Annotated in this window: 14 protein-coding genes; 1 reads left to right on the top strand and 13 read right to left on the bottom strand. The window is 38.2% G+C overall.

The features are described 5' to 3' along the window. Window positions 1-6: 6 nt before the first annotated feature. The 6 genes from HB912_RS11175 to rpsF form a co-directional block, all read right to left on the bottom strand. Window positions 7-1,308, bottom strand: coding sequence for a sensor histidine kinase (locus tag HB912_RS11175; protein WP_342354371.1), 1,302 nt, complete (start codon window positions 1,306-1,308; stop codon window positions 7-9). Window positions 1,309-1,403: 95 nt separating this feature from the next. After that, a complete protein-coding gene (locus HB912_RS11170) occupies window positions 1,404-1,562 on the bottom strand; it encodes a cyclic lactone autoinducer peptide (protein ID WP_185374606.1) in 159 nt (52 codons plus the stop codon). Then, on the bottom strand, window positions 1,546-2,160 hold the full coding sequence (locus tag HB912_RS11165) for an accessory gene regulator B family protein (RefSeq protein ID WP_185374604.1): 615 nt from the start codon (window positions 2,158-2,160) through the stop codon (window positions 1,546-1,548). Before HB912_RS11165 ends, HB912_RS11170 begins: the two co-directional genes overlap by 17 nt. 221 nt (window positions 2,161-2,381) lie before the next feature. Next, on the bottom strand, window positions 2,382-2,621 hold the full coding sequence (rpsR, locus tag HB912_RS11160; protein ID WP_036073876.1) for a 30S ribosomal protein S18: 240 nt from the start codon (window positions 2,619-2,621) through the stop codon (window positions 2,382-2,384). Between the two features lie 60 nt (window positions 2,622-2,681). Beyond that, window positions 2,682-3,191, bottom strand: a complete 510-nt coding sequence (gene ssb, locus HB912_RS11155; protein ID WP_036073878.1) for a single-stranded DNA-binding protein — start codon at window positions 3,189-3,191, stop codon at window positions 2,682-2,684. Between the two features lie 59 nt (window positions 3,192-3,250). Continuing rightward, complete coding sequence (rpsF, locus tag HB912_RS11150) at window positions 3,251-3,544, bottom strand: 30S ribosomal protein S6 (RefSeq protein ID WP_036073880.1); 294 nt, start codon at window positions 3,542-3,544, stop codon at window positions 3,251-3,253. Window positions 3,545-4,005: 461 nt separating this feature from the next. Here rpsF and HB912_RS11145 point away from each other — a divergent pair, with 461 nt between their 5' ends. Further along, window positions 4,006-4,533, top strand: coding sequence for a hypothetical protein (locus HB912_RS11145; protein WP_185374602.1), 528 nt, complete (start codon window positions 4,006-4,008; stop codon window positions 4,531-4,533). A 44-nt stretch (window positions 4,534-4,577) separates the two neighbouring features. Here the strand turns inward: HB912_RS11145 and ahpF are convergent, their stop codons facing one another. From ahpF to HB912_RS11110, 7 genes are all read right to left on the bottom strand, one after another. Then, a complete protein-coding gene (ahpF, locus tag HB912_RS11140) occupies window positions 4,578-6,104 on the bottom strand; it encodes an alkyl hydroperoxide reductase subunit F (protein ID WP_185374600.1) in 1,527 nt (508 codons plus the stop codon). 14 nt (window positions 6,105-6,118) lie between these two features. Further along, on the bottom strand, window positions 6,119-6,682 hold the full coding sequence (ahpC, locus tag HB912_RS11135; protein WP_036073885.1) for an alkyl hydroperoxide reductase subunit C: 564 nt from the start codon (window positions 6,680-6,682) through the stop codon (window positions 6,119-6,121). Between the two features lie 181 nt (window positions 6,683-6,863). Then, window positions 6,864-7,532: a DedA family protein gene (locus tag HB912_RS11130; protein WP_185374598.1), complete on the bottom strand. Its 669-nt coding sequence runs from the start codon at window positions 7,530-7,532 to the stop codon at window positions 6,864-6,866. Between the two features lie 291 nt (window positions 7,533-7,823). Continuing rightward, window positions 7,824-8,162 carry a DUF4064 domain-containing protein gene (locus HB912_RS11125; protein WP_036073888.1) on the bottom strand — a complete coding sequence of 113 codons (339 nt, stop codon included), beginning with the start codon at window positions 8,160-8,162 and terminating at the stop codon, window positions 7,824-7,826. Window positions 8,163-8,230: 68 nt separating this feature from the next. Continuing rightward, window positions 8,231-8,962: a glucosamine-6-phosphate deaminase gene (locus tag HB912_RS11120; protein ID WP_185374596.1), complete on the bottom strand. Its 732-nt coding sequence runs from the start codon at window positions 8,960-8,962 to the stop codon at window positions 8,231-8,233. 13 nt (window positions 8,963-8,975) lie between these two features. After that, window positions 8,976-9,782, bottom strand: a complete 807-nt coding sequence (locus HB912_RS11115; protein ID WP_185374594.1) for a histidine phosphatase family protein — start codon at window positions 9,780-9,782, stop codon at window positions 8,976-8,978. A gap of 14 nt (window positions 9,783-9,796) precedes the next feature. Further along, window positions 9,797-11,701, bottom strand: a complete 1,905-nt coding sequence (locus tag HB912_RS11110; RefSeq protein ID WP_221635722.1) for a beta-glucoside-specific PTS transporter subunit IIABC — start codon at window positions 11,699-11,701, stop codon at window positions 9,797-9,799. Window positions 11,702-11,976 lie beyond the last annotated feature (275 nt).

Raw genomic sequence — 11,976 nt, 5'->3', positions numbered from 1 at the left:
GCTTTTCTACATGATTTCTAGTTCCTGAATAAACTCTTGCTTCTCTTCATCCAATTTCGTATCAAGAGCAGCGTTTGAATATTCTTGTAATGTCCCTCTCAGACTAGACAAACCTATTCCTCGATTTGTCCCCTTAGTTGAAAATCCATCTTCAAAAATCTTATATACAGGCGGCATGTTCTTCGGAATACTATTCGCAAATATCATCGTCGTTGCCTCTTCTCTTTTAAAAATAGCAATCCGAATAACTGGTTTTTCACTCCCGAGCGCAGCTTCCACCGCATTATCTAATAAAATTCCTGCCACTTTACAAAGATCTACACTCGGCATATTAATGGAATCGATCTCTTCCATCACTTCTACACTCACATCAATATTCAATTCTTGCGCCCGAATCAATTTGATCGCAAGTAAACCCTTTAGTTCTGTAACATGAATATTTTGCAATGCAGAGATCCGGTAATCATTGGTTTCAATCTGTTGGTTAATGGGCACGATATTTTTCTCAAAGTACTTTTTAAGACCTTCCATATCATTTTCATCAATATAACCAGCCATACTTGATAAAATATTAATATAATCGTGCCGAAAAACACGCATTTCATTGTGTAACTCTTCAAGCGTGGATGTATATTCTTGAAGTTGCGCGAATTGTTCTTGTTGATTTTTCATTTTAATTTCCTGCACAGCTGATTGTAGTACCAAATATAGCATACCAATCAAAATCGCAAAATAAGCTAGAAAAATAATGGTGTTTAAGCGAACAACTTCTTGGACAAAACCATCTGCTGCACTGAAGAAAATATTTAAATGATAAATCAGCAGCGTGAGCAATGTAATTGCCACAGTGATAAAACCATATTTTTTCTGATTAATATAAGTATAAAGATCCCATTTGTCTACAAATTTTTTGATAATATATGCGAACAGACAAGCAATTATCATCATGCTTGCTGCATAACTAGCCGCACTTCCAAGCTCTTGATATATTTCAGAAATGGGGATTTTAAAGACTGGTACAAAAATATTACTAAATATATAATCACTTACAATTAAAAGAATAAAAGTTAGTGCTGGAATAATAATTGAAATAAAAATAGTTTGCTTTTTATATAATAAAGCTATTATAAAGATGAAAATAATAACTAAGTTTAACCAATAAGTAATCACAGGAAATAGAGGGATGGTAGCAATGGCAAAAACCAATGTGACCGCTCCCTCTTTCCATTTTAATACCCATCCAGATAGAATTTCTACAACAATAAATAAACCAATAGTTTGAATTAAAATAGTTATAAGCAAAATTATCGTTTGATTCATGTATATCCTCCACGATGTGACAACTTCATCTTACAACATATTTTATCACACTTTTATTTATTGATATAGATAAATTCACTTACTTATTTGCTTTCTTGTTCCATTTTCTTCACAAAAGGACTTTTTGGTTCATAGGAAAGCCCTACACAAGATTTCTTCATTGAATTATTGGCAATTTTCAGCGCCTTATCTTCAAGTTTTCTCCCCAAAAATTGCATCGCTTTGTCATTCATAAATTTCATAACTATTTCTCCTCCTCTTAAGTAATTTATAAGTTAACGGGTGAATGCACACCATTTGGTAAAATGCACCAAATAAAATCAGTGTCTTTATTTCCGCAAATGGAATAGAAAGTGTAACCCCCATTAATAACAAAGTACATAAAACTGCTTTATTTCTTAACATCTTGCGATTTGTAGCGCCTAAAAGAGGCAAACTTTCTGTATCTGCTGGTGCATATAAAAATATATTAAGCACAATAATCGCAAAGATAACCAACACGAGCCAATTTGAAGATGAAACATCTCTCAAAAAGAATGGACCTGCTACAAAGACCAACAAGCTAATTAACGTACAATTCAAGCTCTTAATCGCATGCAATCCAAATGAATAACGCCTCACAATCAAAAAAGAAAAATGAACAATCAGCGTTTCAAAAAACACGCCCATGAGAAGGGAAACTAAGTAAACTAAACCGATTTTCATCGTGTTAATTAAAATAACTTCCATTCCGTATTTTACTTTTTCGTAGCTTTCTTCATCTTCTTGAAAACGTTCTTTTGAGATGAGCTTCTCCGCAATTCTTTCTGTTAGAGGAACTTTGTTCACTAAACTGCTCAAATTTTTCACCTCCATCTCTATTTTACAACGAAATAAGCAATTATAACCAAAAATGTAGTGAAATGTCTATTTTTGGTCGCGAATGACCAAAAAATGCCATTTTTTCCAATTTTTTACATAGTATTTTCAATATTCGATTTAAAATACAAACAAATTTACCTTCTAATAAAAAAACTGGCTTTGGATTTACAGAAAATCCAAAGCCAGTTTGACTTGTATGCTTATTTTTCTTCCGCAACAAATGGAAGTAGTGCCATTTGACGAGCACGTTTAATAGCAACTGTTAATTTACGTTGGTATTTCGCACTTGTACCTGTTACACGACGAGGTAAAATTTTACCACGTTCTGAAACGAATTTTTTTAGTAATTCAACATCTTTATAATCGATGTGTGTGATTCCGTTAGCCGTAAAATAACAAACCTTTTTACGACGACGTCCGCCTCTGCGTCCTCCAGCCATGTTTTTCTCCTCCTATCTCTCAATAAAATCTATTTGCGCATTGTTTTGTCTCTTCTCAAATTAGAATGGAAGATCGTCATCCGAGATGTCGATCGGTTTCCCATCACTTGCGAATGGATCATTATTTGCGCGATCATAACTTTGAGATGAAGATTGCTGGTTCTGATTGTATCCACCGCCAGCGTTATTATTGCTATATCCACCACCGGAATTTCCTTGGTAGCCACCGTTTCCGCCATTATGCGTCGCGTTTTTAGGCTCTAGGAATTGAACACTTTCAGCAACCACTTCCGTTACATAGACACGTTTACCATCTTGACCTTCATAATTCCGAGTTTGAACTCGACCATCAACGCCTGCTAAACTTCCTTTTTTAAGGAAATTCGCTACGTTTTCAGCTGGCTTTCGCCAAACTACGCAATTAATGAAATCGGCCTCCCGCTCTCCTTGCTGATTCGTAAAAGTACGGTTAACAGCAAGTGTAAATGTTGCAACAGCAACACCTGCTGGAGTATAACGAAGTTCAGGGTCTCTGGTTAAACGGCCTACTAACACCACACGATTCATCATACAGAACCAACCTCCTCTCGTTTAATGGAATCAAAGGGCAAGCCCTTCGAAAATAAGTCTTATTCTTCTTCTTTAACAACGATATGACGAATAATGTCATCCGTAATTTTAGCGATACGATCGAATTCGTTAATACCATCTGCATTTTCAGCAGAGATTTTCACGATGTGGTAAATTCCATCATTGAAGTCTTGGATTTCATAAGCCAAGCGACGTTTACCCCATTCTTTTGATTCGATGATCTCAGCTCCGTTCGAAGTTAAGATTCCGTCAAAACGTTCTACTAACGCTTTTTTCTCATCTTCCTCGATATTCGGACGAATGATGTAGTTAATCTCGTAATTTTTAGCCATCTACTTTACACCTCCTTGTGGTCTTAGCGGCTCTGATGCGAAAAATCGCATCCTCATCGTTTTAAAGTGTATCACTCCTCTGCGATGAGAACGAGCAAGGAATAATTTATAATTACTCACAATAACAAATTATACCACAGGAGTAGACTTGCTTCAAACATTTTCTTGAACATTTTCGGTCCAACAACCGTTCTCCTTTTTAAGTATTCATTTAGCTTCTATTTGTGAACTTTTTGTGACAATTTCTTGCATATAGCCGCATACAAAATAAGCTTTTTATGCAATAAATGTATAATCAGAATTCTCCCGTTTTTATATGCTAGTTTTTTCAGTACTTAGCACTATTTGTCTAATTATCTCATAATTGAATACTCCTCCGAAAACAGCAAATCACTCTCCTGCATCGAGAGTCAGATTATGTTAAAATTTGAAAGCAGCTTATTTTGCGGAGGTCTATACTTTTGAAAAATTTGTACTTATTAGCTATTTTATTTTCATTGCTTTTCTTTATCGGCGCTCTTTGCTTACAAAAAAGAGAAGATGTCGCGACTCAGAAATCTTATGACGCTATTTCCATTGATCGCCTTAAAAATATGTTATCAGCAGATCATGTTAGCATTAGTCCTGCCTCTATTAATTTAACAGGCAATCAACTTTATTTTAATATTCCACTTTCTTTGAGCCCCAACCTCTATAAGCAGATGGCTTCTGTGGAACATTTCGGGATGCAAGTTGAGCTACCACATGATATTTATATACTTAGCACACTAGAGGAAGCCTCCCTGTCCGTTGCCTCTCAAGATATTCGCTATACTGACAAACACTTTCTTGAGGTTTCTTTTAAAGTTCCCATAGACCATTCTGTCCTTGCTTCAAAAGAATTCACTAGTTTACGACAAAATAATTTAAAACTCCATTTAAGCTTTACTAACGCCAAAAACAAACCTATTGCTTCATTTCGTGACATTGAAACAGAATTTACCTCCTAATAAAAAAGCCGAAAGGAGAAACTCCCTTCGGCTAGCTAGATTTTTCAATTCCGAATCAGATAGTCAAATGCACCTAAACTTGCTGTTGCACCCGATCCCATTGAAATGATAATTTGTTTATAAGCGCTATCTGTGCAATCTCCAGCCGCAAAAACGCCTGGAACATTCGTTGCACCGCGTTTATCAACAACGATTTCTCCTGTTTTGGCGCGCTCTACAGTGCCTTCAAGCCATTCTGTATTTGGTACAAGACCAATTAGAATGAATACACCTTCTAAATCAAGATGAACTTCCTCATTCGTTTCACGGTCAACGTAAGTAAGTCCGTTTACTTTTTCAGTACCTGTAATTTCTTTTGTTTGAACATTCGTAAGTACAGTAACATTTGGAAGCGAATGAAGCCGCTCTTGTAGAATTTTATCTGCTTTTAATTCCGACATGAACTCAAGAACGGTAACATGGTTAACGAGTCCAGCAAGATCAATTGCTGCTTCAATTCCGGAATTCCCACCGCCTACTACGGCAACATTTTTTCCTGCAAAAAGTGGTCCATCACAGTGCGGACAATAAGCCACGCCTTTGTTTTTGAATTCTTTTTCGCCTGGAACATTAATATTCCGCCATCTCGCACCAGTTGAAAGAATAACGGTTTTGCTTTTTAGCACGGCCCCATTGTTTAGCGTGATTTCAGCCAGCTCTTTTTTCTCAAGCTTCGCTGCACGAACGGTTTTCATTACATCTACGTCGTATTCATTGACGTGTTCTTCAACTGTCCGCATGAGTTCAGGACCTTCAATGTACTTCGTCCCAATCACATTTTCAATCCCCAAGGTTTCTAGAACTTGTCCGCCGAAGGTTTCTGCGACGATTCCTGTTCTAATGCCTTTACGGGCAGCATAAATAGCTGCACTTGCTCCAGCAGGTCCACCGCCTACGACAAGAACGTCATAAGGATCTTTACCTTCAAATTCGGAAATATCTGCCACTCCAACTATTTTTTCAATAATTTGTTCAATCGTCATGCGACCATTGCTAAATTCTTCTCCGTTAAGAAAAACGGTCGGAACACCCATCACATTTTTGGCTTCGATTTCAGATTGGAACATGCCACCTTCAATCATCGTATGTGAAATAGATGGGTTAAGTACGCTCATAATGTTTAAAGCTTGAACAACATCTGGACAATTATGGCAAGATAAGCTGACATAGGTTTCAAAATGAAGTTCTTCTTTAATTGATTTAATTTGTTTAACTACTTTTTCAGAAACTTTTGGTGCACGTCCACTTACTTGAAGTAAAGCGAGTACAAGTGATGTGAATTCGTGACCAAGTGGAATGCCTGAGAAGACAATTCCTGATTCCTGATCTTTTTGGTCTACGCTAAAACTTGGCTTGCGGCTAAATGTGCCTTCAGTCATTGTGATTTTAGGAGACATTGCTGTGATTTCTTCGACGAAATCGGATAACTTTTTCGAGTTTTCACTAGCATCCAAGCCGACGCGTAAAACTAAATCGCCTTCTAGAAGCTCTAGATACCCAGCTAGTTGTTTTTTAATTTCTGCATCCAACATATTTTTTGCGCTCCTTAAATTTTTCCTACAAGGTCAAGACTTGGCGTTAAAGTTTCTTCCCCTTCTTTCCATTTCGCAGGGCAAACTTCACCAGGATGTTTACGCACATATTGGGCAGCTTTTACTTTATCAATTAATGTACTTGCATCACGTCCGATTCCATCTGCATTAATTTCAACTGTTTGAACAATGCCATCTGGATCAATAATGAATGTTCCACGGTTAGATAGTCCTTCTTCTTCATCAAGCACATCAAAAATTTCGGAAATCTTATGCGACGGATCTCCTACCATAATGTAATTAATTTTATTAATGACATCTGAGGAATCGTGCCAAGCTTTATGTGTGAAGTGTGTATCTGTGGATACAGAATAAACTTCAACACCTAACGATTGAAGCGTTTCATATTGATCTTGCAAATCCCCAAGTTCTGTCGGGCAAACAAAAGAAAAATCAGCTGGATAGAAACAAACTACGCTCCATTTTCCTTTTAAATCTTCAGAAGACACATCAATAAATTCACCTTTATGATATGCTTTTGCTGTAAATTCCTCGACTTCTTTTCCAATTAATGACATTTAAAATTCCTCCTTCAAGTTATCTATAGGATGCAAAGTAACCCTTTACTCCTTTATTATCGTGAATTTAGAAAGCAATGTCAACTGTTAATTAAAACATTTATTAAATTATAATTACTATCAAGTGAAACCGGATACAAGAAAAGCAAGTTCCAGAATCGGAACTTGCTTTTTCGAACGATTATTTTTGTTTGGTTCCTTTCTTTGCAAGCTTTGCACGCAAGAAAGAAACAAACATCGGGATGAGTGATACGATGATAATCCCAATGACAACAATTGAGAAATTCTCTTTGACAATGGGAATATTCCCGAAGAAATAACCACCAAGTGTACAAAGGAGCACCCACACGGTTGCACCTAAAAGATTGTAATTGAGGAAATAACGATAATTCATTCGGCTTGCTCCAGCTACAAATGGCGCGAATGTGCGGATAAATGGCATAAAACGAGCAATGAAAATCGTTTTCCCGCCATGTTTATTAAAGAAGGCCTCAGCTTTTTCCATTTTTTCTCGGTTAATAATTTTACCAAACCAGCTACCTTCTGGAATGCTTGTTCCGATTTTTTTACCAATATGATAGTTGACGGTATCGCCTAACACTGCAGCCAGCCAAAGAACAATGACAAGCGGGACGATTTTTAAAATAGATCCGTCTAAGACCGCCAGCGCCCCTGCTGCGAATAGTAATGAATCTCCCGGTAAAAACGGGAAAATAACAAGTCCAGTTTCAACAAAGACAATAATAAATAAAATAACATATGTCCAAATGCCAAATGTATTAATAATTTCTACTAAATGCTCATCAATATGCAAGATAAAACTAATTAACCAAGAGATAAAATCTACCAAGCCTTCACTTCCTTTTCATGTATTGTGTCCATTTTAACATAGCTTTTTCCAAAATTTATCATTCTTAGGTGTGATTTAACGAAATTTTAACAAACGTTAATAATGGTATAGCTTTTTACAATTGTCAATAAATCGCCACAATTTTTTGCACCAAAACGTGGTATGATAGACACACAGGATTTTACTGTAATATAATTCATTCGAAGAAAAATAACGTCTTACAGGCACAAGACGTTATTTTTTTGCGCAAAAAAGAGAGGCATGCCAGAGTGGCACGCCTCTCTTTTGATTTTACTCTTCACCAAGCGCGATTTCTTCTTGGTTGATTAAAGCGATTAAACCGCCTAGGCCTAGAAGCATGATTGGAACTAGGAACATTACCGAAACGGACATTGTTCCACCAATCGCTGCAGCAATCATGAATACTGCCCCCATACGCGGTTTGTGAGCTACAACGAATGAGCCAACAAGACCAAGAATAGAAAGAATAAGCGTACCAGCTGTTAGTAGGTAGAAGAAAAACGATTCTTCTTCTAAAGCTTGTGAAATGCCAGGGATAGTAAGTACCATTAAACTAAAAGCAATGGCGAGCGCTGACCCCAAAAAGCCAAGTAATCCTTCTAATTTCATAAATAACTCTCCTTTTTTATGCTTTTATTCTATGTTACCACCTCTCCTGCAAGAAAACAATAAAACGCCTACATTTTAAGAAAAGCTTGGATTTCGCTCGCTGCCTCTTCATCTAGTACAACGGTCAGATTAGGATGCATTTGTAAAATAGAAGACGGATGTTCATTCGTAACGGGCCCAAAAAGTGCTTTTCGAATAGTTGTAGCTTTTTTTCGCCCATTTGTAAACAACACAATTCGTCTACTTTTCATGACGCTTTTCGGCCCCATTGTGACGTAAAAATCAGGAATTTTAGATTCGTCTCCACTGACTTCACCGATCATCACTTCACGCATGCCAGGCGTTGCATCACTTTCAACACGTGATGTCTCGCACTCAAATCGTGTGGTTCCTGGAAGATTCCCACAAAAATGGCCATCTTCGCCGATGCCAAGTAAAATCAAATCTAGTCCACCATCTGCTGCAATTCGCGCATCTTGATTTTCGTAATTTTTTTCATCAAGAACATGGATGTTGGCTGGGTCAATTTTAGCTGGGCTAAAGAATAGATCATTTAAATGCGACATTGTCACGCCAAATTCTGCCCCTTTCACAGGGATCTCATCAAAGTTATAATAATGCACATTATTTAAATATGATTTATTTCGAACGGCTTCTGCCAAGTACTCATACATTTTAACGGGAGTGCTCCCAGCTGTGATCGCCAGATTGACTCGTTTTTCTTGCAACATTTCCCCAAGCAAAATATGTTCGGTTGTTTTACTCATCGCGTCATAATCTCGTTCCACAATTATTTTCATCTTGTTGCCTCCTCTACTTTTCTGATTCGCCCTTTTCGACGTAGCTCATATCATTGATCGATTCAACATGGAACTTTCCATCTTTATAGCGAATTTTCGTCACGCTGGCATTTTCAAACGGCGCCCCGTGATAATCATCTGTTAAAGTCGAAACTAAAGCTCCAATTGCCATCCCATGACTCACTAGCAACACATTTCCGCCGCCTTCGTCGGCTTGTTTTTTGGCAATTTTAGTGAGCTCCTGCTGCATTCTTGTTTGAACCACCGGGTAAGTCTCGGCCATGCCCGTATCATCCAATTTTTGCAACTTTTCAAGACACTGCTCAATAGTGATTTTTTGCTCCGAAACAGCTTTCATAAGAGCTGGCTGATCTGGATAACCTAACTGTTTGGCGATATCGCCCCACATATTTGCATCCAGATCGCCTTCGTATTTTCCAAAGCATACTTCACGTAGTTTCTTGCTTTCATTTAACTTCAAATTCTTTTGTCCTTGTGTTCCCAAAACGGTTTCCGCAGTTTCGCGTGCTCTCCCCGAATCACTTGAATAAACTGCGTCAAAATGAGTTCCCTTCAGGCCTTTACCAAGCTGTTTTGCAACTTCTGTTCCGGAATCAACGAGTGGTGAGTCAGCAAATCCTTGAACTCGCTTTTCTTGATTCAACATGGTTTTCCCATGGCGTGTCACATAGATCACAACATCTTTATCAGCTTTTTTAGAAGTAGTAGTATCTTTAGCTGCTTGTCCCGAACCGCATCCAGATAAAATGAGTAGTACACTCACACAAGCTATCCAAACTTTTCCCATTTTTTTCTTCATTTTATAAGCTCCTTTTATATGACAAGTGTGATTAGGCGGTCGCCTACTTTAACAGTTTGGTCATCTACTACTAAAATATCCAAATATTTATCCGAATTCGTAATAATCACTGGTGTTGTCACATCATAACCGGCGGCTGTAATTTTCTCGATGTCAAATTCTGAAAGTAGCTCGCCTGCTTCAACTCGATCACCTTGCTTAATGTGTGTTGTAAAATGTTCACCGTTTAATTGAACGGTATTTAATCCAATGTGGATGAGCACTTCCGCGCCTTCATCAGTTTTAATGCCAATTGCATGCCCAGTTGGGAATACGGTTGTCGCCACACCACTTGCTGGAGCAAAAACTTTGCCTGCTTGCGGTTTTATGGCGGTTCCTTTTCCGAGGGCACCAGATGCAAAGGCCTCATCTGGCACTTCAGCCAAAGTGATGACTTCGCCTTCCATTGGACTTACCAAAATTTCTCGCTCAATAAGGGTTTCGGTTTCACGGTTTCCTGCTTCTGTTTCAGCTTTTGCGTTGGCTGGATCTTTAAATCCAAAAATCAATGTGAGCACGGCGCCGATGATAAATGCTACAACGATCGCAATAATCACCATCAGCACGCTGAACCCGATTGATCCACCCGGTTTGAAGAAGTTTGGAATACCGAAAATACCAAGACCACCCATGATATAAGATTTTACGTGCGCCCCGCCAATAATCGCGCCACCAATGGCACCACCGATACAACTCATAATGAATGGTTTTTTAAGTGGTAGTGTAACCCCATAAATAGCAGGTTCTGTCACCCCGAAAATACCTGAAATGAAGGCAGGAACACTAAGAGATTTTAATTTTTCATTTTTTGATTTGATCATGACTGCGAGTACCGCACCAATTTGAGCGAAGGATGCCGCGAAACTCATCGCCAAGATTGGATCAAAGTGCATTTGTGCCAAGTTGTTCATTGCGATTGGAATAAGTCCCCAGTGCAAGCCGAAGATAACAAAAACTTGCCAGAAGCCACCCAGTAAAAGACCGGCTACGATTGGGCTCAAATTGTAAACCCAGATGGTTGCTGCACCTAGCAATTGTCCAGCCCAAGTTGCGATTGGACCAATGATTAGGAAGGTTAGTGGTACAACGATTAAAAGGGTAAAAAATGGCACTAAGAAAGTTTTGACTACATCTGGAATGATTTTTTTCATCAAGTTTTCAACTTTTGAACTGAACCAAATGGCAATCAAAATTGGGATAACAGAAGAAGCGTAACTCATCAAAATGACAGGGATTCCAAGAAAAGTCACATGAATTGGTGAAGCGATGACTGTGCCTTCAAAGAGTATATAAAGCGGTTTTCCTGCCATAATTCCCGCAAGTGTCGGGTAAACCATCGACGCCCCGATGGCCATCCCCACAAAAATGTTCGAACCGAATTTCTTACTTGCTGTGTAGCCAAGGAAGATTGGGAAGAAGTTAAACAAGCTATCTCCAACTGCGTAAAGGATCTGATAAGTTCCTGATTGCTCGGTTAACCATCCGAACGCAAGGAACATGGCAGCAAAGCCTTTAATCATACCAGTTGCAGCCAAAACACCGAGAACAGGCGTAAATACACCCGAAATAAAGTCAATGAAACGGTTAAAAATATTTCCTGTTGATTTTTCTTCGCCAGCATTTTCTGGATTGATGCCAGCCACTTCAATAAACGTGCTATAAACATCTGGAACATTATTTCCGATAACTACTTGATACTGACCGCCACTTTGTACGACGGAAACGACACCATCTAAAGCTTTAATTTTTTCAGTATTGGCAATTTTCTCATCTTTAAGTTTAAACCTTAGCCGTGTTACGCAGTGAAACACGCTATTGATATTCTCGACACCTCCGACATTTTCTAAGATGTCCTTTGCGAGTGCTTCATACTTTTTCATCTCTTGAACCATCCTTTCTTATTTTTGGGCAAAAGAAAAACCTAAACTCATCCGAGGAATGTGCGTCAGAAAGCGACACAAAAATTCCTACAAATCAGTTTAGGTTTTGCCCAAAATTGGTAACAATCCTTTTTGATAATCCAACTATATCATATATGTAAAACGCTTTCAATATTTTTTTCGATTTATTTTCGAATTTTCAAAGGGTGATTTTACTCGCTAGAAGTATTTCAAAATAGAAAAAGCCTCTCTTGCTGGTTCTTGCATCAGCAAAA

This window comes from Listeria aquatica, from assembly GCF_014223975.1.
In the GTDB taxonomy this organism is placed as follows: Bacteria; Bacillota; Bacilli; order Lactobacillales; family Listeriaceae; genus Listeria; species Listeria aquatica.
Note: the sequence above shows the minus strand (reverse complement) of the source record. Positions and strands in the feature narration are given on the sequence as shown.